Annotated in this window: 21 protein-coding genes and 1 tRNA gene; 15 read left to right on the top strand and 7 right to left on the bottom strand. The window is 62.8% G+C overall.

All coding sequences use genetic code 11. The features are described from left to right. Positions 1-192: 192 nt before the first annotated feature. From KF708_18840 to KF708_18820, 5 genes are all read right to left on the bottom strand, one after another. The gene (locus tag KF708_18840) at positions 193-1,152 is read right to left on the bottom strand and encodes an endonuclease/exonuclease/phosphatase family protein (GenBank protein MBX3414752.1); all 960 of its coding nucleotides are present in this window, start codon (positions 1,150-1,152) and stop codon (positions 193-195) included. Continuing rightward, positions 1,149-2,270, bottom strand: coding sequence for a glycosyltransferase family 9 protein (locus KF708_18835; protein ID MBX3414751.1), 1,122 nt, complete (start codon positions 2,268-2,270; stop codon positions 1,149-1,151). Before KF708_18835 ends, KF708_18840 begins: the two co-directional genes overlap by 4 nt. 183 nt (positions 2,271-2,453) lie before the next feature. After that, the gene (locus KF708_18830) at positions 2,454-4,031 is read right to left on the bottom strand and encodes a hypothetical protein (protein MBX3414750.1); all 1,578 of its coding nucleotides are present in this window, start codon (positions 4,029-4,031) and stop codon (positions 2,454-2,456) included. Further along, positions 4,021-4,782 carry a 4'-phosphopantetheinyl transferase superfamily protein gene (locus KF708_18825; GenBank protein ID MBX3414749.1) on the bottom strand — a complete coding sequence of 254 codons (762 nt, stop codon included), beginning with the start codon at positions 4,780-4,782 and terminating at the stop codon, positions 4,021-4,023. Before KF708_18825 ends, KF708_18830 begins: the two co-directional genes overlap by 11 nt. A 64-nt stretch (positions 4,783-4,846) precedes the next feature. Continuing rightward, entirely contained in the window at positions 4,847-7,303 is a 2,457-nt protein-coding gene (locus KF708_18820) for a tetratricopeptide repeat protein (GenBank protein MBX3414748.1), read from the bottom strand. 529 nt (positions 7,304-7,832) lie between these two features. Between KF708_18820 and KF708_18815 the strand changes: the two genes are divergently transcribed. From KF708_18815 to KF708_18805, 3 genes are all read left to right on the top strand, one after another. Beyond that, positions 7,833-8,297, top strand: coding sequence for a hypothetical protein (locus KF708_18815; protein MBX3414747.1), 465 nt, complete (start codon positions 7,833-7,835; stop codon positions 8,295-8,297). A 61-nt stretch (positions 8,298-8,358) separates the two neighbouring features. Then, on the top strand, positions 8,359-9,063 hold the full coding sequence (locus KF708_18810) for a TVP38/TMEM64 family protein (protein MBX3414746.1): 705 nt from the start codon (positions 8,359-8,361) through the stop codon (positions 9,061-9,063). 255 nt (positions 9,064-9,318) lie between these two features. After that, a tRNA-Met gene (locus tag KF708_18805) sits at positions 9,319-9,392 on the top strand. A 1,444-nt stretch (positions 9,393-10,836) separates the two neighbouring features. Here KF708_18805 and KF708_18800 read toward each other — a convergent pair. After that, a complete protein-coding gene (locus KF708_18800; protein ID MBX3414745.1) occupies positions 10,837-11,298 on the bottom strand; it encodes a hypothetical protein in 462 nt (153 codons plus the stop codon). A 438-nt stretch (positions 11,299-11,736) separates the two neighbouring features. Here KF708_18800 and KF708_18795 point away from each other — a divergent pair, with 438 nt between their 5' ends. The 3 genes from KF708_18795 (at position 11,737) to KF708_18785 (ending at position 15,603) form a co-directional block, all read left to right on the top strand. Beyond that, positions 11,737-13,110, top strand: a complete 1,374-nt coding sequence (locus tag KF708_18795) for a cystathionine beta-synthase (protein MBX3414744.1) — start codon at positions 11,737-11,739, stop codon at positions 13,108-13,110. Positions 13,111-13,155: 45 nt separating this feature from the next. Next, positions 13,156-14,400 carry a PLP-dependent transferase gene (locus KF708_18790; GenBank protein ID MBX3414743.1) on the top strand — a complete coding sequence of 415 codons (1,245 nt, stop codon included), beginning with the start codon at positions 13,156-13,158 and terminating at the stop codon, positions 14,398-14,400. A gap of 162 nt (positions 14,401-14,562) precedes the next feature. Beyond that, entirely contained in the window at positions 14,563-15,603 is a 1,041-nt protein-coding gene (locus tag KF708_18785) for a sulfate ABC transporter substrate-binding protein (GenBank protein MBX3414742.1), read from the top strand. A 41-nt stretch (positions 15,604-15,644) separates the two neighbouring features. Here KF708_18785 and KF708_18780 read toward each other — a convergent pair whose 3' ends face one another. Further along, on the bottom strand, positions 15,645-17,267 hold the full coding sequence (locus KF708_18780; protein ID MBX3414741.1) for a sigma-54-dependent Fis family transcriptional regulator: 1,623 nt from the start codon (positions 17,265-17,267) through the stop codon (positions 15,645-15,647). Between the two features lie 219 nt (positions 17,268-17,486). Here KF708_18780 and KF708_18775 point away from each other — a divergent pair, with 219 nt between their 5' ends. The 9 genes from KF708_18775 to KF708_18735 all read left to right on the top strand — a co-directional run bounded on the left by KF708_18775 (position 17,487) and on the right by KF708_18735 (position 24,766). Next, positions 17,487-18,782 (top strand): sulfate ABC transporter substrate-binding protein, encoded by a 1,296-nt coding sequence (locus KF708_18775; GenBank protein MBX3414740.1) that lies wholly within the window; start codon positions 17,487-17,489, stop codon positions 18,780-18,782. An 80-nt stretch (positions 18,783-18,862) separates the two neighbouring features. Next, the gene (locus KF708_18770; GenBank protein ID MBX3414739.1) at positions 18,863-19,087 is read left to right on the top strand and encodes a hypothetical protein; all 225 of its coding nucleotides are present in this window, start codon (positions 18,863-18,865) and stop codon (positions 19,085-19,087) included. Positions 19,088-19,184: 97 nt separating this feature from the next. Continuing rightward, positions 19,185-20,009, top strand: a complete 825-nt coding sequence (gene cysT, locus KF708_18765; GenBank protein ID MBX3414738.1) for a sulfate ABC transporter permease subunit CysT — start codon at positions 19,185-19,187, stop codon at positions 20,007-20,009. Further along, positions 20,002-20,913: a sulfate ABC transporter permease subunit CysW gene (gene cysW / locus KF708_18760; protein ID MBX3414737.1), complete on the top strand. Its 912-nt coding sequence runs from the start codon at positions 20,002-20,004 to the stop codon at positions 20,911-20,913. Before cysT ends, cysW begins: the two co-directional genes overlap by 8 nt. Further along, positions 20,910-21,983: a sulfate/molybdate ABC transporter ATP-binding protein gene (locus KF708_18755; protein MBX3414736.1), complete on the top strand. Its 1,074-nt coding sequence runs from the start codon at positions 20,910-20,912 to the stop codon at positions 21,981-21,983. The genes cysW and KF708_18755 overlap by 4 nt, the downstream gene beginning before the upstream one ends. Positions 21,984-22,079: 96 nt before the next feature. After that, positions 22,080-22,280: a YezD family protein gene (locus KF708_18750; protein MBX3414735.1), complete on the top strand. Its 201-nt coding sequence runs from the start codon at positions 22,080-22,082 to the stop codon at positions 22,278-22,280. 128 nt (positions 22,281-22,408) lie between these two features. Continuing rightward, positions 22,409-22,753, top strand: coding sequence for a hypothetical protein (locus KF708_18745; protein MBX3414734.1), 345 nt, complete (start codon positions 22,409-22,411; stop codon positions 22,751-22,753). A 314-nt stretch (positions 22,754-23,067) separates the two neighbouring features. After that, the gene (locus KF708_18740; GenBank protein ID MBX3414733.1) at positions 23,068-24,153 is read left to right on the top strand and encodes a DUF1559 domain-containing protein; all 1,086 of its coding nucleotides are present in this window, start codon (positions 23,068-23,070) and stop codon (positions 24,151-24,153) included. A 151-nt stretch (positions 24,154-24,304) separates the two neighbouring features. Beyond that, positions 24,305-24,766 carry a hypothetical protein gene (locus KF708_18735; GenBank protein ID MBX3414732.1) on the top strand — a complete coding sequence of 154 codons (462 nt, stop codon included), beginning with the start codon at positions 24,305-24,307 and terminating at the stop codon, positions 24,764-24,766. Positions 24,767-24,881 lie beyond the last annotated feature (115 nt).

The following is a 24,881-nucleotide window of genomic DNA, read 5'->3' as shown; positions in this document are numbered from 1 at the left end:
GTGAGATTTCGACCCAAACACGCCGCAAAATCCACAAAATCTGCAAACTCAGCCGCACGCGGTGCATGCTAGCAGTGCCGTCGCGGGGCTAGGACGGAACGATGCCGTCCCTTGCGGAATCGCCGACAAGAGACGCCCACCGGCAGGACGCGAGATGCGAAAAGAGGTTGCTCGAGAAGCGTCGTCCGCTGGTCAGTGGCGCGAGTATCGCACCGATGCGGAGCGCTCGGGCAGCTCAAGTCGTGCCCAGACGCGCGGATGATCCGACGCCACGCTCTGCTCGAGACCGGCGTCGAGCGTGACGAGACCCCGCGTAAAGATCCAATCGATCGTGCGCGGGGCCTGCTCCCCCTGCGCGACGTGCAACGGAGATTCGACCCCCGGCTTGGCCATCAAGCGTTGGATCTGGGGCTCGGTCGCGTCGGAGTTCAAATCGCCCATCAAGATCGCCGGCTCGTCGAGGCTCGCGAAGAGGTCGCCCACGGCCCGAACCTGCGCCCTGCGCTCGCGATCGTCGCTGCGGTCCAGATGGGTCACGAGCACCTGAATCGTACGGCCGCGGTACTGCACCGCCGTCAGCACCACGTTGCGAAAGCTTTTGCCATAGTTGCGCGAAAGGGGGATCCGCTGCCAGTAATCGACCGACAACGACGTAAGTAGTCCATTGCCGAAATCGTGATACCACCACTTTTGTTCGGTCGGCGCGAAGAGCCAGGGCATGTCGAGCATCGCCCCCAGTTGCTCTGCCTGGTTCGACGAGCTGAAGGGGTTCAAGCGGTGCAACTCGTTAAGTCCGATGAGCTGTGCCCCGCGCAGGTTGTCGGCAATGCGGCTCAGATCGCGCACGCGATCGGTACCTTTGCCACCGTGGATGTTGTAGCTGGTGACCAGCAGCCCTGAGCCCGACGATGGCGCCGTCGCGGTCTCGGTATTCGTGGCGGCCGGCGGCGATAGCTCGAGCCCCTCGGCCGGGCCCAGCGGGGTACGTTGCGAGCCACTCCAGACGACGGAGGAGAGTAATAATAGAGCGACGGCGGCCGGAATCCAGACGCCACGAGTGCGGAGTCGCGCCCACGGAATCGCTCCGATGGGCTGCGCCGCGGGCACATCGCGGCGGCGAGTTTTGCGATTGGCCGATTCCGTCGTCTTCATGCCGACTTCCTCGCGAATTTCCTGCCTAACCCCGATTCGAACAAGGCTAGTTGCCGCCGTACGGCCTCGACCGTGGCCGTCGCCGCGATGCCTTCCATGCAGGGGGGGCGATCGAAGCCCAGGTGGCAGCGCCGGCCAAAACAGGGCGCGCAAGAGAGCTGTTCATTCAGCACGATCGCATCGCTGGCATACGGACCCGTGAGACGTGGACTGGCCGGCCCGAACAAGGCGACGACGAGCGTGCCCACGGCCACCGCGAGGTGCATCGGCCCCGTGTCTCCCGTGAGCATCACGGCGGACCGTGCGATGAGCGCGGTCGAAGCCAGCAGACCGAACTGGCCATCGGCACGCCAGAGGCCTCCTCCGGCCAGGCGATCGATCTCGTCGCACAGTTCCCGGCTCGCCGGTCCGCCGCAGAGCACAACGCGCAAATGCGGCTGTTGCTTCAAGAGCCGGGCGACTTCGGCAAAGCGCTCCGTCGGCCAGCGATTGGCGGCCTTGCGGCAGTCGGGGTTCAGCACGATCAGGCGCTCGCGCGCGGGATCGAACTGGTGTCGCGCCAGCCATGCGTCGACCGAGGCTTCATCCTTCTCGCTGGGAAACAGCGGAAAGATCGGCGGCGAATCGCGTCGCGCCGCGACATGCCCGCCGTCGAGATAGGGACGCTCGATCGGCACGCAGGTCAACTCGGCGTTCAGCAGTCTTGCGAGCTGCAAGTGTCGCTCGACGGCGTGGTACCGCGACATGTCGAGCGGCAAGCGCTCGGTATAAAAAAGGTGGGCTCCTTCTTTCGACGGCGTGTAGCCGATCCGTCGTCGTGCCCCGGAAACCCACGTAAAGAGGCCACTCCGCAGCAGCCCTTGGAAATCGATGGCCGCGTCCCATCCACCTTCGCGCAGACGTCGCACGAACTGCGGCAAACCGCGAATGTCGCGCCGGTCCCAGACGAATACCTCGTCGAGATGCTTCTGCCGCGCCAGCAATTCGGCATGTGCTCGCTCGACCAGCCACGCCAGATGCGCATCCGGATACGCCTGTCGAATTGCCAGCGAAGCGGGCAACGTATGGACGATATCGCCCATGGAACTTGGTTTGACGATCAGGATGCGTTGGCGCACGGGGAGCCACTCGGGCCGCAAGGATGAGACTTGGTAGAAAATTGGTTCTGCGGCAGCGAGACATGCGATCGCACTCGCCGCTGCCGAAGGCGGGGCATGATAAGCCGCCGCCCTGTTTTGCCCAATAGAAGGCACCACCGAAAGTCGGGTGGCGATAGCAGTGCTAGCGGCGGGCGGCAGCAGCTATTTTTCCGCGTTGCCCGCGCCGGCAGGTGACGGGGTTGCCACGGGCCACGGGTGATGCTCGAGGAACTTTTCCCGCATTTCACGGCGAATACGGGCCGCCAGCTCCGCCGTCAGAACATCGGAGTGATTCTTCCCCTCCTGGATCTCTACCACGGCGTCGCTGCCGAGTGCCCGTAGCGACTCGGCCAGCTTGCGGACGGCCCCTTCCAGATAGAACGTGTCGAGCGAGCCCGTGATGACGTGTAGCTTGCCCGCCAGTTTCGGCGCGAGCTCGTCCCAGTGGCGTTCGAGGACCAGGCGGATATCGTATGCCTCCCAGGCTGTGGCCACCTGGGGATCGATACGCCCGGTCTCGCGGTCCCACAACTTGAGGGGCTCTCCCGCATCGTCCAGGGGACTGAACACCGCCTCGAAGGAGCGCAGTTGCCCGCCACGCTTCAACACGTCGTCCATGTGGCCGAACGATTCATACCACAGGGTCGGCTCCTCGCCGCGACGTGCGATCGGTCGCTTGTTTCCCGCTTCGTCGAAGTACAGGCTCAACGGTGGGACCGCATACAAGTCGACCTGTTGATAGTCGCGAAAATCGACCGGGTCGGGCGACGTGCTCCAGCAGCCGCCGAAGACCTCGGGATAATTCACTTGCAGCCACAGCGACGACCAGCCCCCCGAACTGTGCCCCGTGACGAATCGGGCCGTCGGCTCCGCCATGGTGCGAAACTCGCGATCGATGTGCGGGATCAGTTCTTCGACGAGCGCACGGCCGCGTGGGCCGTTCGTCGCGCTGTCGGCGTAAACATGATGACCCCATTTGCAATTGCCGCTGAGCATGATGCGAATAAACTCGACCCCCGGTTCCTCTGGGCGGCTGGCAAAACGCAATGCGTCGCGATGACTGCCGCCGAAACCTGGAATGACGTACATCACGGGATAACGACGCTCGGGATGCTGGGCATAACTTTCCGGAAGCACGATGGCGGCCACTTCGACTACTTCGCGACCGTGAAATGCCGACAGCAGATCGCTGCGCCTCGCGATCTCCTGCACGTGTTCCGTTTCGGGAAAGGGTTGCGCTTCGACCTCGTTCGTTAATCGCAGATCAAAAGCAGCCTGGGCATCCGCTGGCACTTCGATCTCGACGACATCGCTGTAGAGATTGCCCACGCCGCGCCCCGGCGAGCTGCTGTAAAAGTCGTGATCCAAAAGCGCCTGGGCATAGTATTTGCCCGGCTCGAGCTTGCCGAGTGAAGCGGGATAGCCATCTGCCGTGTCGTCGACGCGGCGCGTCTCACTTGGTGCAAAGTCGCGTACATCCACTCCAAAGAATGGCTCGGGCGAAAACCAGTTGGGACCCAACCGCGGTTCGCTCCGTTCTCGTTGCGACAGAAACACAAATAACCGTCCGCTGATCGGCTGGCTGGCGACCGCTGGGTCGAGCGTGACCACGAATGCCCGTTCGGAGGCCGTGGCGTGGGACACGCCCGCGGCTGCCCACCACAGCGCGGCCAATGCAAGCAGAATCCGTTGGGCGTGGCGAGCGGCCCTTCGATCGCGGACGAAAAGGTTAGCGGGCATCAAGGGGCGAAACCTCTCGAATAGTGACGCGAATCGATTCGCCTGGCGGACGTCGCACCGCCAGCGCCAGGCGATGCCGCTCGGTCGGGCGGCTCAAATGAAACTCCCAATGCGCGGGATCGTCCTCGATCTCGGGACCGAAGGAGATGCTCACGTTCGACTCGTGCGCAAGATCGAAGGCAAACTGCCGTAGCGGCAGGGAGAGCCCCATGCCTCGCGCTTTGATATACGATTCTTTCAACGTCCAGAAGTCGAAGAAGGTTCGACGGCGGTCCCTCTCGGCCACGCGCGACAGAACATCCACTTCCGGCTCGGCGAAGAACCGTCGAGCGACGTCGAGCGATCCTTCGAGTCGTTCGAGGTTCTCGACGTCGACTCCGACATCCCGCCGCCAGGTCAACGCACAGGCGACGAGTCCTCGCGTGTGCGAAAGATTGAACCGCAACGATTGATGCTCCGTCGGTGTGGACACCTCGGGCCGCCCATACTTGTTCGCGACAAAGGTCCAATCCTTCGGATCGACGCCGGTCGTGGCGGACAGACGCGTTCGCACAAGCGCGTGGGCTACCAGGTAGGTATGGCGGTCCCGATCGAAGAAGAACCGCGCTGCCCGCGCGCGTTCCTCGGCCGACAAGAACCGCTCGGCCTGGGCCAGGACTTCCACGTCGGCAGGGTCGATCGTCGCGCAGTGCCAGACGTGGACTTCATGCGTTCCGAGCGGTCGATGGGACGAGGCGGAGTCGTGCGGCATCCCTGGTCCTCTGGACTCGCTCATGCGCCCGGCGATTGACACGGTTGGCGGGCACGCCCGGCCATCAGGGAGACGCGACAGGATCTCGATACGGTTGCCGATCCTGGTACTGCTGCAGCCGCAGTTCCATGCCCGGCAAGGTCTTTTCGACGTTTAGCTTTTTCGCCAGATCGATCGATTGCTGTTGTACCTTCACGGCATCGTCGTAGCGTCCGACTTCGGCGTAGGCTGCCGCCAGCGTGTCGAGTAGCGCCATCAGGGCGATGCTGTCGGGCTCGGTATTCTTCTGGGCTCGCTCGAGCAACTCGACCGCCTCGGCGCCATTGCGTAGGCTATCGTCGGCGTTCGTCGAGAGGATCCAGGCCAACACATTCACCGCATCGGGCCAATCGGGGCGCAGACGCAGGGCTTCGCGCAGCGAGCCGATGGCCTCGCTGAACTTGTTTTGCATCAGCAACACATTGCCGAGTTCGTAGCGATACGCCGGGTTTTCAGCATCGAGCCGAATGGCAGCCGCGTAGGCCGCTTCGGATTCCGCATAGTTGCCCAGGCGCGCCTGGACGCGACCGAGCGTGGCCTGAGCGTCCCCCTTCTCGGGGTTCAGTTCCAGCGATTTCGTCAGTTCCGGAACGGCTTCATCGTAGCGCCCCATGTCAAACAGCATCGTACCGAGCAACTGGTGTGACACCGCCTCATTGGGGGCCAGGCGTACCGCTTCGCGAAACTGCTCGAGTGCCGATTCGAACTTCTTTTGCTTCACGAGCACGCGGCCATAACCGGTGCGAACATCGGGGTTGTCTGGCTGCTGATCCATCGCCGCGGCAAACGCCGCCGCAGCATCCTCGAGGCGTCCTTCTTCTTCGAAGGTGAGGGCCTTGCTCATCGTATCCAACTGTGGCAAGAGCATGGCGTGATACCAACGCGTCAGGTCTTCCGATTTCACCTCCGGCGACCAACGCCGCCGATAGACGACGAGCGGATGCAACTGTCGGTCGTTATACAAGATCTCGAGATCGCTCCCGGGTACGGCCTCGGGCCGCGGAATCGTACCACGCGGCGTCAGGGCGCTTTCCAACCACACGACGACCGTATCGCGCGGCAGATCTTTGGGCAGTTCCGTACCGCTCTTGAAGCTCTCATTCGAGTACGTGTTCAGCGAATAGCCTTTGCGCGGACGCTCGACGTAGCCCAGTCGGGGTAACGAGAGGAAGTGGACGAAAGGATTGCCGGCCACGAACACGGTGTTCTCTGGTAAGCCGGCCATTTGTTGAACCGCCGCGATGTTCGACTCGTGGTCGCGCAGGTACTCGCGGCTGCGCTCGAGATGCGCGCCGGTGCGCCCGTCCGAATCGAACTCGGGAAAGAGCCGGCCATTCGAGTTCAACAGGTTCACCGCGATGATGAGTCCGAATGCAGCCGCTACCCACTGCCGCCAGGCCACCATCGCGAACAGAGAGTACCCGAGAATCAGATACAAAAACGGCAGGGCGATCATGACGTAACGTGGCAGGCTGTAGGCCGAAATGAAGGCCCAAAACAGGGCCGCGATCATTAGCCACGAGAAGACCATCAAAGGCTGATCTCGTAGGCTATCGCGTGCCGCCACCACGAAGCGTCGCAGGGCGTGTACTTCGCTCGGCGCCGTGAAGACACGCAACAGCCAGCCGCGAAACGTGAAGTGCGTGGCAATCAAAGCCACGACGACCAGGGCCACCTGGTCGGGGCACCAATCAAGCAGCAGCTTTTGAAAGGCCAGTCCCTGGCGCAGATCGTCGCCGAAATCGATCCAGTTCTCCGACGCCGAGCCGGGAAGCGCGTTCAAATAATCTTGCGATAGCGCCACGAAAACAGCCGAAACGAACACCGCCGCTGCACCGATCCAGTACGAGCGACGCGATTCGCCGTCGCGCGCCAGGTAACTGAAGACGAGCAGCAGCGTACACGTTCCCAAGGCTGCCAACACCAACACGGCGCCGGTCGCCTTGATCAGCACGGCGAGCAGGCACGCCACCGCTCCCCACACGTAACGTTGCCGGGTAAAGCACCACAGGCAGGCCACGCCGCAGGTTGCCAGTGGCAAGTCCATGCCCAGCATGTCGACCTGCACGCTGAACAAGGGGGCCGTGAACATCGCCAACGGCGCCAAGACGGCCCCCACACGCCCTGCCCGCGGTTCGAGCAAGACATACATCAGCACCAGCGCCACGGCCGTCAGCAAGAACGTCAGCAAGTGGTAGGCGATCAGCACCGCCCTGGCCGAAGGCAAGGCTTTCATCATCAACGCCAACACGGTCGGCATGATGCTGACGACGTACACGGCAGGACCGCCGCTCAGCCAGCGCGGTTGGTCGACGAGCGCCGCGTAATCGAAATTGGACTCGACCAGGTAGTTGGCTTCGATGAAAAGACCAGTGGCGAAGTCGTAATAGGGAGGCGAATCGTAGACGTCGAATTTCCAAACGAAGATCGCCAACGTGAGCACGACCACCGCCGCGACGAAGCGCACGGCCGGATGGGCCAAGAGCCCATGTTCGCCGAGCGACCCCTCCGCTTCGCCAGACCGGGCTTTTGCGCTTTTCGATCCACTTCGGGCAGGATACGGCTTGGCTGGACTCGTCATCGAGATTTCGTTCCCTCGCTGGAGAAGGGGCACCGCAGGCGACTTCGTTCGACAATTCGTGCAGTACGGTGCGGGCAAATGGGTCGCTACCCCTGAATACGGCTGAGCAGCCGAAGCGACCGGATTAAGGTCTAGTATGACCTAGCACCCTGGCGAACGCCAACGGGCAACCCGCCCCCCGAAAAGTCCCCGCGGCAAAGGGCTTTGGTGCGTCGGCAACATTTCTGTCCCCGTCTGCCGTCGTGTGCAAACTGGGTAAGCCAACGCAGGTTGTAGGATTACGCGGATTGAAGTGATTGTGTACCCCGCACAAACGGAATTTCGCTCCCTGGTCTGCCCGATTCTCGCTAACTACAATGCGGCGTGTCACCGGAGGGCACCGGCCGTGCGCCGCGAATTGGATCAGGCACCAGGCAGACGGAAGTTTGAAATGCGATTGCGTTATTTCGTCGTCGATCGTTGGGGCAAGCTGCGGCGCGTGTCGCAAGCAGCATTGGAAGGCCTTTGGACTGGCGAGCGCGACACCGCGGCGCTCGACTGCGATCTCGGTCGCGACCTGCGACTGGTGACGCTCCTGTGCGACGACGAACTGCGTCCTCACGCCTGCTATCTGCTTCGCGCCGCCCTGGCCGCTGGCCAGGTGACCAACGAATCGAAGCTGCAAGCCTGCGAAGCCATTCTCGAGAATCTGGCCGACGAGCCGTCGCGTGCCGAAATTGCTCATCAACTCGCCGGATGGCCGCGCGATTGGCGCCGCCAACTGGCTGTCGCGGCCGACGTCGTTCCGAGCGAACTTCCCGCGGTCGGCATCGGCGGGCCGTTGCTGATCTCATCGCTCCTCGACCTTTCGGTCAAGTCATCGTTGCGCTACTTCGACCAGATTGCCAGCGATTAAGGACCGTGACGCGCCGCGACGCGTGGTGCGCGCCCGTGTCCGACGAGTGCGTGCCGCACGCATGTCCAAGTCGAACTTGCTACGTGTCGTTGCGGCGTTGCTCATTCCGGCGACCATGATCGCCGGTGCGCTGATTTTCTCCCGTGCTGCCGTGCGGGAAGCAGTAGTCGCGCTGCTCGTGCAAGCTCGCGAGCTAGGCCCTGGGGGCGCGGTGGTGGCCGCCCTGCTCTATGTGCCTGCCTGTGTCCTGGCGTTGCCCGGCTCCTTGCTCACGCTCACCATCGGTTTTGCCTTTGGGCCGGTACTCGGAGCGCTCGCGGCCTCGCTAGGCAGCACCGCTGGCGCGACAGTGGCCTTCTACCTGGGACGCACGATCGGCCGCGATTGGATCCGCAAAAAGGTCGGCGGTAGCCCACGCTTTCTCGCGCTGGACGACGCGGTAGCGACCCAGGGCTTTCGCATCGTCTTGCTGACGCGACTCAGCCCGGTGTTTCCCTTCAACGTGCAGAACTATGCCTATGGTCTGACCAAGGTCCGACCGCGCGACTACGTGCTCGCCTCCTGGATCGGCATGTTTCCCGGCACGCTGCTGTATGTGTACCTGGGGTCGGCCATCGGTAGCGTGGCCGACCTGGTGGCGGGACGTTTCGAGCAGACTCGCTGGCAGCAGATCGCCTTTCTGATGGGGCTGGCAGCCACCCTGGCGGTCGCTTTGCTGCTGGCAAGACTCGCTCGCCGGGCGCTGCGCGACGTGGAACGACGTTGAATTCGAGACGCCGCGGCGAGCCCGTTGCAGCCATGCGGTGTCCTCCCTAAAATCAGCCCCACCGTTTGGATCGTGCCAATTTCAAGCCGGCACGGCGCGAGAAGCGGCTCATTTTGCCCAGTTCGTCATCGCAGCATTCGGGGCGGCGAGAACGACGCGGTGGGGGTGCTTGAGAGGAGGGCTTCGGATCGGCTACATTGGGCCTCTTGCCAGTTTCCGATCCGGTGGCCACAAATCACGGACGGAACGCCTCTTGGCGGCGTAGCTCAGTTGGTTAGAGCAGCGGAATCATAATCCGCGTGTCCGGGGTTCGAATCCCTGCGCCGCTACTTTTTTTCTTTCTGGCAACCGGCTCTTCGGTGGCCCCGATGGGGACCGCCCGTCTTGTGGGCGGTTTTCCCCGCCGCGTGATCGCTTCCTAGAACGCTCCGGCTTGGTACGGGCCTTTTCGTCGTCCAAGCCAGGTGAACTGGCGTCGCCCCGTCAACTCCAGTGCTTCGGCGTTGATGAGCTCGTGGTGCCCCCCGGTTGCAATCGCGGTCAGTGTTGCCTGGCTTGGGGGCCCGAACTATCCGCCTGTTGGGCCGGCCTAAAGAGGAACGCGGTGGCCGATGCCATGGTCCTGCTTTACCGGTTTACCGGCGCACACCCGCAGCCGTGGATGGAAAGTTGGCTCGCCGAGCTAGCAACTCAGGCTCAGCGAGATTGGCTCCCTGGGCAGTGCCCCCCAGACGCCACTTGTCTCGAAACCCGTGGCAGAAGCAGCTTTAGCTGGCCTGACGAGGAGGCAACGAAATGACCCCACCGCGCGGGTGGATGCGCGGCATGGCATGAGGCGAGAACGACGCGATGACTAATTCAAGAACGTCGCGCGGTAACGGCGCAGTTGGCGACGGCGCTTCATCGAGAGTTGTCGCACCGCGGCGGCGTACGCCATTTGGAATATCCCCATCTGGCAGCAATTCATCGTGGCGACGGCCGTCGGAACGGCCGCGAACTGCTGCGCATGAAGCGGCGCGAAGCTCGTCGAGGCGTCGCCGTACCAAGTCTCCTGCTCGGTCGGCAGCGCGAACTCGATGCGCGAAGGCGGGAGCAGTTGTCGGCTAATGCGGTTGGTGAAAATGACACACCTCTCTCACGGCGCGGCCACCATCGGCATGAGCTGTTCCGTTCCGCTCGAATGCCAGACGGGCACGCCGAATTAGTGCCTCTGTCCTTGGTCCGTCCCATCCTTGGCCAACGTTCCCCGAGCCGCCGCGATGCCCGCCTCGCTGTGCGTTGCGGCTGACTCGTTGGCCCTTGATTCCGCTCCCTCGGTCGCAGCACTAGTAAGCTAGTTTCATGCCAATGTGCATCGTCTTCCTGATGATGTACCTGGCATGGCGTTCATGCCTCGGTTGCCGACGGGCGGCGAGCCGGAACGCACTGCACGCAACTTGCGACCGAGCGGTACCTTGCGGCCATATCAGCATGATCGGCTGCGGGCATCGACGTGCGACCGTTTCTCGCCCCAGCGCGATAGGGTCTTTGTGGCCGGCAAGGGGACAGTGAAACGCAAGAACCCCCGACGTAGAACAACCGGTTCAGCCGGCAAAAGCAGCCACGGCGGGCCGTTAAATCGCAAGGGTTCTGTGAAATGCGACGGCTGATCGCTGTCATATGCCACGGCATCTGGGGCTGGCGCAAAAAAAAAACCACCCGCGCGACCCGGCTGACAGGCCGCTTAGGTGGTTTTTTGATCCTCCGCCACGGCGGAGAACAGCGTGCCCGGGCTTAGCAGGTGCAGCAGCAGACGGGGGTGCCGCCGAAGCAGATCATGCAGACGCAGCCTTCTTCGAGGCAGCACGACATGCATTCGCAGCAGGCCTGCAGCATGTTGCAGCACGACTTGTCGCCGCTGGTGCACATGATCGAGCAGCCGTCGTCGGTCATGGTGCATTTGCAGTTGCACATGGCCATGTTGCACTGGCACAGTACCATGCCGTTCTTCATGCAGTAGCAGCTACACATGCCTTCACAGAGCATCATGCACATGTTCTGGAAGGTTGCGCACGACATCTCGTCGTCGCAGACGCAGGTCATCTTCATGCCCCCCGCGCACTTTTCCATCTTCACCTTGCAGCGGGGCACCATCATCATGTTGCCCATGCTGGGCATGCCGCTCATGGGCGACTGCATGCCCCCCATCGGCTCCATCTTCATGCCCGGTCGATCCATGATCATCTGCATCGTCATCGAGTATCTCCTTATCCGCAGGACGCTCGAGTCCGCGTGACCATCACGCTGCCGAGCATGCCATTCCGGTCGGCGCTCCTCCGCTGGCTACGGACAGAGACGCCACGTTCCTTCTGAATTCCTCCCGTTGACGGGTCTTGGGCGAACCAATCGCCACCGAAGTGTAGCAATACCCGATCTGAATGCAAACCCTTATCTGATAAGGGGTATTATCAGAATGGTGATTGTTTTAGTGCTCATTTTCAGCGCTGCTAGCACCATTTCCAGACCACTTGCTGGGTGGCCATCGTCATGTCCAGAAAGTGGCGGAGATTGCCGTCTAAGTGGAATCAAGCGGCCACGCCGACTGGTCCGAAGGGAATGATGAGGGCCTTCTTGAGCGTCGGAAAAAATTGCACGCCCCCGCTCTTCACCCGCCCACACGGAAGTAATCCAACCATGCGCACCTCATCCGATCTCCTGCGCCTCATCGGCAACACGCCCCTCGTCGAGGTGCGAAACTTCGATTGCGGGCCCTGCCGCCTGTTTCTCAAGCTCGAAAGTCACAATCCGGGCGGCTCGATCAAGGACCGCATCGGCCGTTCGATGATCGAGGCCGCGGAACGTGCCGGACAGATCGGGCCTGGCTCGACGTTGATCGAAGCTACCGCCGGCAATACCGGCCTGGGCCTGGCGCTGGTTGCCGCACAAAAGGGCTACCGCCTGATTCTGGTCATCCCCGACAAGATGAGCCAGGAGAAGATCTTCCATCTCAAGGCGCTCGGCGCCGATGTGGTCATGACGCGCAGCGATGTGGGGCGCGGTCATCCGCAATACTACCAGGACATGGCCGAACGCATCGCGCGCGAGACGCCACGCTCGCACTACATCAACCAGTTCAACAATCCGGCGAATCCGCTCGCGCACGAAACGACCACCGGTCCGGAAATCTGGTCGCAGACCGCGCACGAGCTCGACGCGATCGTCTGTGGCGTCGGATCGGGAGGCACGCTGACCGGGCTGTCGAACTTTTTCGCGCGGGTGGCCCCACAGGTCGAAATGGTGCTGGCCGATCCGGCCGGCTCCGTGCTTGCCGAATACATCAAGACAGGGCACCTTGGCGAGGCAGGCTCCTGGGTGGTCGAAGGGATCGGCGAAGATTTCATTCCGCCCATCGTCGACCTGTCGCGCGTGCGTCACGCCTACACGATCGCCGATGCCGAAAGTCTCTCCACGGCGCGCGATCTGCTGCGGCAAGAAGGGATCCTTGCCGGTTCCTCTTCAGGTACGCTCGTCGCCGCCGCGCTGCGTTACTGCCGCGATCAGCAACAAGCAAAGTCGGTCGTCACCTTCGTCTGCGACTCGGGCAACAAGTACCTCTCGAAGATGTACAACGACCACTGGATGGCCGACCAGGGCTTTCGCCGCACGGCCACCTTTGGCGATTTGCGCGACATGATCGTCCGCCGGTTTGCCGACGGCGCCGTCGTCAGCGTGGCGCCCGACGACCTGCTCACCGTGGCCTACGCCCGCATGCGGCTCTACGACATCTCGCAGTTGCCGGTCCTCGAAGGGAATCGCATCGTGGGCATCCTCGACGAATCCGATCTCTTGCTCGCCGTGGCCGATGGCGCCCAGGCCTTCCGCCAGACCTGCCGCACGATCATGACCACGGGGCTCGAGACCGTTGCGCCGCACGCACGGGTGCAGGATCTGCTGCCGATCTTCCATGCCGGCAAGGTCGCGATCGTCGCCGATCGCGACGGTTTCCACGGTCTGATTACCCGCGTGGATGTCTTGAATTATCTGCGCCGACAACAACTGGCCGCCTAGCGACTGTTGAAGGATTCAACAGCGAACCCAGACAAGGAAGTCATGATGCCCACCGCGAACTCTTCGAGCGACTTGCCGCTCGGCCATGTGCCGATCTTTGTCCGCGATGCCGCCCAGCCAGGCGTGCCGGCTGCTGCGCTGCGCCACGGTTTCGCTACACGCGCGATCCACGCCGGACAGTCGCCCGATCCGTCGACCGGCGCCGTCATGACCCCCATCTACGCCAATAGCACCTACGTGCAGCAATCGCCCGGCGTACACAAGGGGCTCGACTACGGCCGTAGCCACAATCCGACGCGCTTCGCCTTGGAGCGCTGTGTCGCCGATCTCGAAGACGGAACCGCGGGCTTCGCCTTCGCCTCGGGGCTGGCCGCGATCGGCACGGTACTCGAATTGCTCGATCACGGATCGCACGTCATCGTCTGCGACGACATCTACGGCGGCTCGTATCGCCTGTTTGAACGCGTGCGTCGCCGTAGCGCCAATCTCGATTTCAGCTACGTCGATCCGACGAACCTGGCCTCGTTCGAGGCCGCGCTCCGCCCCACGACGCGCATGATCTGGATCGAGACGCCGTCGAATCCATTGCTCAAGCTGGCCGATCTGGCGGCCATTGCCGAACTTGGCCAACGCCACAAGCTGATCTGCGTGGCGGACAACACTTTTGCCACCCCGTACGTGCAGCGTCCCTTGTCGCTGGGCTTCGACATCGTCGTCCACTCGGTGACGAAGTATTTGAACGGTCACAGCGATATGATCGGCGGGATCGCCGTGGTGGGCGAGAATCCCTCACTGGCACAGCAACTGGGCTTTCTGCAGAACGCCGTCGGTGGTATCAGCGGGCCCTTCGATAGCTTCCTCGCCCTGCGCGGCGTGAAGACCCTCGCGCTGCGCATGGAGCGCCACTGCCAGAATGCACTGCAGATCGCCGAATGGTTTGCCCGGCAGCGGGGAGTTCGTCACGTGTACTACCCCGGCCTGCCCAGTCACCCACAGCATGTCCTGGCACGTCGGCAGATGGCCGCCTTCGGGGGGATGATCTCGGTGGTACTGGAAGGAGGCGAGGCCCGATCTCGCCGCTTCCTCGAACGTTGCCAGCTTTTTGCGCTCGCCGAGAGTCTGGGAGGCGTCGAAAGCCTGATCGAGCACCCGGCGCTGATGACGCACGCCTCGATCCCGGCCGCCAAACGCGCCGAGATTGGCATCGACGATGGCCTGGTTCGCCTGTCGGTGGGTGTAGAAGATGTACACGATCTCATCGGCGATCTGCAGCAGGCCCTGGGCACGTGACAGCGACGCAGGGCATTTCAGTCCTCCTCCGCCGCCGCCGCTACGTCGATCCGAGGGGCCAGTAAATAGCCCGGCACATAAGTTGCTCCTGAAGATCCCTCCACGCGCCGAGCGCGAGGTTCGCGCGCGTTGAAAGAGGGAATCACGATCGACGGAGCAACGATGAAACGTCTTTGGATGGCCGCGTTGGGTTGGGGTCTGCTCGCGTTCACGGGTTGCGCCGAGGCGCCGTCGACGGCCTCTTCCGAGCAGCCGGCGCTTCCCGCGCTCGAATTGCTCAATGTCTCGTACGACCCCACGCGCGAGCTCTATCAGGCGATCAACGCGAAGTTCGAGGCGGACTACGCCCAGCGTACCGGTCAGAAAGTGTCGGTACGGCAGTCGCACGGTGGTTCGACGAGCCAAGCCCGCGCCGTCATCGACGGGCTCGACGCCGACGTCGTGACGCTGGCGTTGTGGTCGGATATCGACGCGATTCGCGCCAAGGGCCTGATTCAGCCCGGCTGGGAAGCTCGCCTGCCGCGGTCGTCGATCCCCTACTACTCGACGATCGTCTTCATCGTTCGCAAGGGGAATCCGAAGGGGATCCACGACTGGGCCGATCTCGTGAAGCCGGGCGTCGAGATCATCACGCCGAATCCGAAGACCGGCGGCGGAGCGAAGCTCAACTTTCTGGCCGCCTGGCTGTCGGTAATTTCGCGCGGGGGAAGCGACCAGGAGGCCCAGGAGTTTGTCACGCAACTCTATCGCCAGGTGCCCGTGCTCGACTCGGGGGCACGCGGTTCTGCCACGACCTTCGCGCAGAAAAAAATCGGCGACGTCCACCTGGGCTGGGAGAACGAGGCCTACCGTGAAGTGGCCGAACAGCCAGGCGAGCTCGAGATCGTCTATCCCTCGGTGAGTCTCATCGCCGAGCCCTCGGTGGCGATGGTCGATGCGGTGGTCGATCACAAGGGCACGCGCGATGCGGCAACCGCGTACCTCGAGTATCTCTACACGCCCGAGGCGCAAGAGATCATCGCCAGTCACTATTACCGCCCGACGAACGACGAGGTTTGGGCCAGGCACTCCGCGCAGTTCCCGACGATCGAGTTGAAGCCGATCACCGCGCTCGAGAAAGACTGGCAGGCCGCCTTCGACCGGTTCTTTGCCGAAGGGGCGATCTACGACCAGATCCAACAGGCCATCGGCCAGTCGAAATAGTGGTCGAGGACAGCTAACCCCTGTCCCCTGCCTACTGACCCCTAAAGCTGCGACGCGTAGCCATTGCCGGCGCTCGGCAGGGCTGTCCGGCGGTTGCGACGGTAGGTCTTCCAGTCGACTCCCAGCTTGCGCATCCGCGCGCGGAGTGTGTGCGGATTGATGTCGAGCAGTTTCGCGGCGCCGTCGGGGCCTTCGATGCGACCGTTCGTTTCGGCCAGCGCGTGGGCAATATGCCGGCGCATCGCTTCGTCGAGCGAAATGAATTTGCTCGTTGTGGCCACCGAAAACTCTCCTAGTGGCGAAATCGGTCGTGTCGGTGCTGCCGCCGGGACGGGGCGTGGGCTAACCGTCCCCAAGGCCTTGGCCACCGCGAGGTGCTTGCCATCTCCCAGGATCGCGGCGCGCTCGATGACGGCGGCCAACTCGCGGACGTTGCCTGGCCACGAATAGGACACCAGCAGGTTGATATCCTCGACCGAGGGCAAGGCCAGCGGCATCCCCAGGCGATGGGCCGAACGCATCGCAAAGTGTGTCGCCATCGCCGGAATATCTTCCAAGCGATCGCGCAAGGGAGGCAGACGAATCGGGAACACGGCCAGGCGGTACCACAGATCTTCGCGGAAGCGGCCGTCGGCGACCATGGCCTCGAGATCGCGATGCGTGGCCGCCACGATGCGTACGTTGACGTGCAATTGCTGCTCGCCGCCGACGCGTTCGAACGTGCCATCCTGCAGAATGCGCAGCAACCTCACTTGTACCGAGGGGGGGAGTTCACCGCATTCGTCGAGAAACAGGGTGCCGCCGTCGGCACGCTCGAACCAACCCTTGCGCAGTCCAGTCGCCCCGGTGAAGCTGCCCCGCTCGTGACCGAACAATTCCGAGTCGACCAGTTCCGGGGCGATGGCACCGCAATTCACGCGCAAGAAGGGGCCGTTGGAACGGCTCGATTGGGTGTGAATCGCCCGGGCCACCACTTCTTTGCCCGATCCCGTTTCGCCGAGGATCAGCACCGGCACGTCGGCCCGGGCCACGAGCTGCACGCGTTCCATGACGGGACGCAGGCCCGAGTCCGCGCCGACGATCGAGTCGCTGATGTCCGTGCGTCCGAGGCGGCGGAGCAGCGATTGCTTGTCCGCCTCGGCGGCTTCTCTTAGCGTGCGCAACTCGCGCAGACGTCGATTGTTCTCGAGCCAGACGGTAAACGGTTCGAGCAGGCTCGAAAGCATCTCGACATGCCGGTCGCGAAAGGCCTGCGGCTCGCGCGCGACGAGAATCAGGATGCCCACGGGCCCATCGGGTCCGTTCAAGGGACCGGCAAGAATCTCGCCTTCCAGATCCGTCGGCAACAGCCCGGTTAGCGCGGACTGCAACTGGCCGTTGGCCAGGTGGAGCGATTCCTTGGCACGGCACCAACTGGCCAGCGCCCGCAGTTGCTCCGGCGTGCAATCCGTGCGGTTCTGCTTCGGCAAGGGAACGGGTCGGCAGGCACCGGCAGCGACCGTTTCCACGCAGGAACGCTCCAAGTCGATTTGCCGCACCAAGACAGCATCGACCGGTAAACGGTGGAAGAGAATCGGCGCGTTGGCCGCGACCGATTCCCCGATCTCAATATGCCGGCACGCCTCCCGCCACACATCCAAGATTAGCTGGTTGAACTGTTCCATTCTGGCCTCTTCTGTGACATGCCACGGTATTCCGTGGTATTTAACCGTATTATATGCTGGTAATGGGTGATTTTCCATTGAATATAACGGCACGCTTGCCGTGGCCTATCCAGGATCGCTGTATCAGGCAATTCCTGGACCATTTCAGCATTTGGCACGTTGGTTGCTGATTGTGCCAGCCATGCTGATTGACACGAACCAAATCGAAGCCGCTTCCAGATGGGCGCCTGCCGATCTCGGGCGCGTCCTGTCTGTGACGCCCTCCCGCGGCTACACCTCGACGTCGTTGGTCGGGGGACGCTGTACGTGTTGCGGGGTGGCGTAGGCCACCTGTTCTCCCTTCACGAAATCAGGGCCGGCACCGTGAATCGCTCTCGCCGTCCTGACCCTCGCCTTCAGCGTCCGACCCCCTGGCGACCTTCACCTGCCCGCCGTACCCCCGCACAAGATTCAGGAGTTCTTGCCGTGTCGTACTTTTTCCGCTCGTCGCATCTCGCCCTCGGGTTGCTGGGTGCGTTGTTGTTCGCCGTGACCGGTTGCGGTCCGAAAGCCGAAGGATCTGCCGCCGATGGCGCCGCGCCCAAGGCCATCGAGTTGCTCAATGTTTCCTACGACCCCACCCGCGAGCTCTGGAAGCAGATCAACGAGCGTTTCATTGCCGAGTACACGAAGAGAACCGGCCAGCAGCTCGCGATCAATCAATCGCACGGGGGTTCGTCGAGCCAGGCCCGCGCGGTCAGCGACGGTCTCGAGGCTGATGTCGTCACGCTGGCCATGTCGACCGACACCGACGCCATCCAGCGTGCGGGTCTGATTAAGGAGAACTGGCAAAAGACCTTCCCCAACGATTCGCTCCCCTACTACTCGACGATCGTTTTCGTGGTCCGCAAAGGAAACCCCAAGGGGGTGAAGGATTGGGCGGACCTGGTGCGCGACGATATCCAGATCGTGACGCCGAACCCGAAGACCTCGGGCAATGGCAAGCTGAGCTTCCTTGCGGCCTGGGGATCGATCGTTCTCGATGGCGGTTCGGAGGCGGATGCCGAGGCCTTTATCAAGAAGCTCTACGAGCGCACCCCGGTGCTCGATACCGGTGCTCGCGGCTCGACGGCGACCTTCGCTCAGAAAAAGATCGGCGACGTCCACCTGACGTGGGAAAACGAAGCCCATCTCGAGGTGGCCGAATCGAACGGCGAACTCGAAATCGTTTATCCGTCGAAGAGCATCAAGGCCGAGCCGCGCGTCGCCCTGGTCGACGCGAACGTGGCACGCCACGCCACCCGCTCGGTGGCCGAGGAATATCTCCAGTTCCTCTATACGCCCGAGGGCCAGGAGATCATCGCCAAGAATTTCTACCGTCCGTCGAACGAAGAGATTCTGGCCCAGCACACCGACACGTTTGCCCCGATCGAATTGTTCGAGATCGGCAAGCTGGCCGGTAGCTGGGAGAACGCCGAGAAGCGGTTCTTCGCCGATGGCGGCGTGTTCGACAGCATCTACCAGCCGGCGAAGTAACGGCCGTTTCTTTCCCGCCCAGTAGCTGGCGTGATCTGTCCGGAGCAGATCGCGCGAGAAGTTCCTAGAAGAGGTACGACATGGTGAGCCTGCACAGCAAGAAATTAACCGAGACCCAGGTCGAAGAGTTGTTGGCCGAACTGACCGACGCCGCCTACCGCGTGGCCTTGCGACACCAGTCGCGTGGCACGTTCTTCTCTGACGACCCCGCCGATCACGAAGGATTCATCAACGTGGAGCTCGATCTTTGGACGGCACTCCGGGCAGTGCTCGAACGAGATCCGACGAGCGAAGAGGCGGCCTGAGCGAGGCCGTCCTGTTCGGAGCGTGCGAACGGAATCGCCCTGCGGTCGCGGCTGGTTCGCCGGCCGCGACGCCTCCGCGTAGGAAACGAAGGAAACGATGAGTAATATCAATCGACGCGTGCTGCCCGGCTTCCGCTTTGGCCTCGGCTATGTGCTGGCCTACCTGAGCGTGCTGGTGTTGATCCCGCTGGCGGCCTGCTTCGTCAAGGCGATGTCGTTGACCTGGGGGCAGTTCTGGGCGGCCGTGTGGACTCCGCGCGCCATCGCTGCGTACAAGTTTACCGTGGGGGCCAGCTTCATCGCCGCCGTGGTCAATATTTTCCTCGGGCTGTTGCTGGCCTGGGTCCTGGCCCGCTACGAGTTTCCGCTCAAGCGGCTTTTCGACTCGTTGGTCGATCTGCCCTTCGCGCTGCCGACCGCCGTCGCGGGATTGGTCTACTCGAGCCTCTACGTGCAAAACGGCTGGCTGGGGCGGTTTCTGGTACCGCTGGGGATCGAGGCCGCCTACTCGCGGCTGGCCGTCGTGCTGGTGCTGACGTTCATCGGCCTCCCCTTTGTCGTGCGCACGGTGCAGCCGGTGCTCGAAAGTCTCGATGCCGAAATCGAAGAGGCCGCGCATCTGCTGGGCGCCACGCGTCTGCAAACCTTTCTGCACGTGATTCTGCCGACGCTGCTCCCCGCCGCCATCACCGGCTTTGCCCTGGCCTTCGCCCGCGCGCTCGGCGAGTACGGATCGGTCGTCTTCGTTTCGGGCAATATGCCCTTTAAGACCGAGATCGCGCCGGTGCTGATCGTGGCGCGGCTCGAAGAATTCGCCTATCGCGAGGCGACTGCCATCGCGGTCGTCTTGCTCACGATCTCGTTCACGATGCTCGTGGCGATCAACCTCCTCGAACGTTGGAGCGCCCGCCATTATGCATAAGCCCGTTACGAATCTCGCCGCGAAATCGACCGCCCCGCATGCCCGTCTTGCGCAGCGAGATCCCGCGATCGTGCGTTGGGGGCTCACGCTGTTGGCCATCGGCATTCTGGGCGTGCTGGTCGTCATTCCGGCCGTGAGCGTCTTCTACCAGGCCTTGACTCCGGGTCTGCGCATCTATTGGGATTCGCTCGTCGCCGATCGCGATACGCGTCATGCCATTCTGCTGACGCTGACCGTTACGCCGGTGGCGGTCGGGGTGAACGTGGTCTTTGGTCTGATTGCCGCCTGGACGATCGCGCGCTTCCGCTTTCCGGGCCGGGCCTTGCTCACGTCGCTGATCGATCTTCCCTTCGCCGTCTCGCCCGTGGTGGCGGGGCTGACGCTCGTATTGATCTTCGGCCTGCAAGGCTATTTCGGCGAGTGGTTGCGCGAGCACAATCTGAAGGTGATCTTCGCCACGCCGGGGCTCATTCTCGCCACGTCGTTCGTCACGCTGCCGTTCGTGGCCCGCGAGCTGATTCCCGTCATGGAAGCGATCGGCTCGGAAGAGGAAGTGGCCGCGGTCAGCCTGGGCGCTCGCCCCTGGCACGTCTGGTGGCTGGTGACGCTGCCCAATATCAAGTGGGCGCTGCTCTACGGCGTCATCCTTTGCAACGCCCGCGCGATGGGCGAGTTCGGCGCCGTGTATGTCGTCTCGGGACATATCGCCGGCAAGACCGACACGATGCCGCTGCGCATCGAGAAGCTGTTTCAGGAATACAACACGCCGGGCTCGTTCGCCGTGGCATCGGTGCTGACCTCGCTGGCCCTGGTCACGCTGGTGCTCAAGACGCTGCTCGAGCGGAAAACAAGACACGATCTGGTCGCCGCTGCCGCGGAAGCGACCGCGGAAGGGAACGCATGAGCATCGTCGTCACCGACATTTCCAAACGCTTTGGCAACTTTCAGGCCCTCGACAACGTCAGCCTGAATGTCGAGGGAGGCTCGCTGCTCGCGCTGCTCGGTCCCTCGGGATCGGGCAAGACGACGCTGTTGCGCGTCATCGCCGGACTCGAGAGCCCCGACACCGGTACCGTACACTACGAAGACGAGGACGTCACTTACCGCGCCGCGCGCGATCGCAACGTCGGCTTCGTCTTTCAGCACTACGCCTTGTTCCGCCACATGACGGTGTTCGACAACATCGCCTTCGGCCTGCGGGTCCGCCGTCGTCCGCGCAAGGAGATCCGCGAGCGCGTCAGCGAGTTGCTCCACCTGGTGCGGCTCGAGGGGCTCGAGGGGCGGCGTCCGTCCCAACTCTCGGGCGGTCAACGACAGCGCGTGGCCCTGGCCCGCGCCCTGGCCATCCGTCCCAAGGTGTTGTTGCTCGACGAGCCCTTCGGCGCACTCGACGCCAAGGTTCGCCAGGAGTTGCGTGCCTGGTTGCGTCGCCTACACGACGAGATCCACATGACGAGCGTCTTCGTCACGCACGACCAGGAAGAGGCCTTCGAAGTGGCTGACCACGTCGTCGTCATGAACCAGGGACGGGTCGAGCAGGTCGGCACGCCGCAAGAGATCTTCGATCATCCGGCGAATCCGTTCGTGATGGACTTCCTGGGCAACGTCAATGCCCTCTCGGCCCGCGTCGAGCGCGGCCGGGCCGTGCTCGGCGATTGGGAGCTGGACTATCCAGAGTATCCGCACGCCGAGTCGCGGCAGGCGACGCTCTACGTTCGCCCGCACGAACTCGAGTTGGAACGCGCTCCGAACGGAGTTCCCAGCCTCAAGGCACACGTTTTGCGTGTGAACCCGACCGGCTCGCTGGCCAAGGTGTACCTCGACATTCCCGATCACGGGATCGCGATGAACGCCGAGGTGAGCAGCGCCCGCTGCGCCGAGTTGGAGTTGCGTGCCGGCGACACGGTCTACGTCTCGCCCCGGCGCGTGCGCGTGTTCGTTCCCGATACTCAAGCCCCCGAGTACGTGATTTAGTGCTTCGAGATGGGGGGCGTGGCCAAGGTGACCCCCGACCGCCGAATCGAACGGAACCAAGCAGCGGACGCCGCAGGATCGAAGGGAGATCGCTCGATGAGCCAGCACACACCGCGGAATGGAGCAACCGAAGGGGGGACGGAGCCGCGCCGCCACGAGCTGCCTTGGGATCAGATCCGCGCAGCGCTCGAAGGACTGCAATTCGGCCACGTCTCGGTGATCGTGCAAGACGGGGTCGTCGTGCAGATCGAACGTACTGAACGCCGCCGCCTGCGCGGTCCGCGCCGCGAAAGCTGACCAGATCATTCCCCTGCGATCGTGGTCGACCCCGCACTCGGGGAGACCAGTTTCCCCGCAGTTCGCTCTCGCCCATTGCTGGCTGACTGGACGAACCAGAGGCACGCCCTGACTTGAAAGAGTCGAGCATGCCTGCTTCCACCTGGTTCGACTACCTGCGCCGCCGCCGCGACCGGAAGGCCTCGTCCTCGCGCGCCTCTTCTGCGTTGCAAGACTCGCTCGATGCGCAGCCCGAGCCCGCTCCCGAGTTGCTGCGTCACGATCAGCCAGCGGATTCGCAACCTGTCGCCGGCATTTGGAGCGAGATCGTCATCGCGCACGACAAGCCCGTGCGCGTGCAAAAAAGTTCTCAGCCCGTTGTGGCACGGCTTGTGCATAACGAACACGCATCCGTGAGTGCGATCCACAAAAAAAACGCGATTTCGCACGTTTGCCCCTGGATCGCGCGAGCCGCACAACCCCTGCCTTACTAATCCCTGCCTGCCCGTCGTATTTGCGATTTTTCTGCCGTCGAGTTTCCCAGATGCCCGTGAAATATGCTCTAGCCCCGATCCGGTCTCAGCAGCGACCGATTTCGTCGAGCATGTTTCCATCGACGATGGCGTGGCCGCACATCGAAGCGAGCATCGCGCTGCTAGCAGATTACGTGTTTCCGATTCGCCGTTCTGTGTATGGAGGCGCGCCGCGCGGAAGCCCCTTCTGTAAACGCCGCCAGAAGAACTCTCCGTGAATCGTTTCCAGACACCGTGCAAATCCTCATTTTTCTTTCCTGATGGAGACCCCAGTCATGCGTAGGAATTTCTCATCTTCGGCTCGGCAAGCGTTTACGCTGATCGAGCTCTTGGTGGTGATTGCCATCATTGGCATCCTCATCGCCATCCTTCTGCCGGCCGTGCAGGCCGCTCGTGAAGCCGGGCGCCGCTCGAGCTGCACGAACAACCTGAAGCAGATCGGTTTGGCGCTGGCCAACTTCCACGACGTCAAAGGCAAGTTGCCCAGCAGCGGTCGTCCGACGGCCGCCAGCACCGTGCGTCTCGGTTCGCTGGTTCTCCTGCTCCCCTTCGTGGAACAGAAGGCCCTGTACGACGAGTACGACTTCTCTGTAAGTTGGAGCCACGTCAATAACCTACCAATCACTTCACAGCGTATTCCGGTCTATGAGTGCCCTTCGGCGCCGCGTAGCAACTTGACGCTCGACCACAACCCGGACGGGTTCCAAGATACCGTCACGACGTGGGTGGGGATCGTCGCCGTTGGCGACTACTCGGCCTCGCTCGGCGTCGATCCGCGGCTCGAGGCGGTCGCGGCTGCGGCCACTCCCCCGAAGGTGGTTAATTCGAGCGAAGTGTATGCTTCGTCAGGCGCTAAGCTCACGAACGGTTTCCTGCCCAAGAACTCCACGTTGACCTTTGCCGACATCACCGACGGCCTGTCGAACACGATCGCCTGGCTCGAATCGGCCGGTCGTCCGTTCGTCTATCAGAACGGTCTGCAAGTCAGTACCGATCTTTTGGAACACCACACGAACGCCGGTGGCTGGTGCCGTCCGGCCAGCGAAATTCTCTTCGCTGGTTCGAATCGTCAAGGCACGGTCATCCCCGGCTTGTATATCAACCGTACGAATGGCTACGACCACACGGATGAAGAGTACGGCGGCACCGGCTTCCCGGCCCCCTACGGGACGGAAGGTACGAGCCAACCATACTCGTTCCACAGCGGTGGTTTCAACTACCTGCTGGGTGACGGTGCGGTGAAGTTCTTCGATCAAGACGGCGGCGTCGAGGTACTCGCCGCCCTGATCACCCGCAACAAGGCCGCGAACGAAGGTTCGCTCGCCGACGCGATTGTCACCCCGCCGGTGACCACGCCGTAACGTTTCGCAACCCCACACTTGGAGCCGGCAGGTTCCGCTGCCGGCTCCAAGTGATTTTTTTCATCCCCGATCCAACGAGCCGATCTGCCAACCAATTCACACCCGGACTGCACTCGATCGGCTCGCACGAAGTTACGAAGGAAACATGGTCATGAAGTCTGTGAACGCCTCTCCCCCCCTCTTGTTCCGCCCCCGCTCGCTCTCGTTGCTGCTGGGACTGCTCTTCGTCCCCGCCTTCGTGGGTTGCGGTGAGTCGAAGGTGCCTGTCGTACCCGTGACGGGCAAGCTCACCGTCGGGACGGAGACCCCCGTCGGCGCCAACATTATTCTCCACCCGCAAGGTCACACGTTGCCTGAAGGCGTGTCGGCCACGGGCAAGGTTGGAGAAGACGGCAATTTCTCCGTCAGCATCTACGATCTGGGCGAAGGGGTGCCCCCCGGCGAATACATCGCCACCGTGCAGTGGTTCAAGATCGGCAAGCCCGCTGCCGCTGGCGACGATCCCCTGACCGTGGACGTGATTCCCAAGAAGTACAGCAGTCCGGGCACCTCTCCGCTCAAGGTCACGGTCAAGAGCGAACCGACGCAGCTCGAGCCGATCGTGATTCGCTAATCTTGCCGTAGGTCAGGTACGCCGTACCTGACCTACAGGAATGTCCATAGCAGGGCCGGTACAAGGGAAAGCAAGGCACCTAGGGCCCCCGATCGCCACCAGCGGTCGCGGGGCC

The organism is Pirellulales bacterium (genome assembly GCA_019636335.1).
In the GTDB taxonomy this organism is placed as follows: Bacteria; Planctomycetota; Planctomycetia; order Pirellulales; family JAEUIK01; genus JAHBXR01.
Note: the sequence above shows the minus strand (reverse complement) of the source record. Positions and strands in the feature narration are given on the sequence as shown.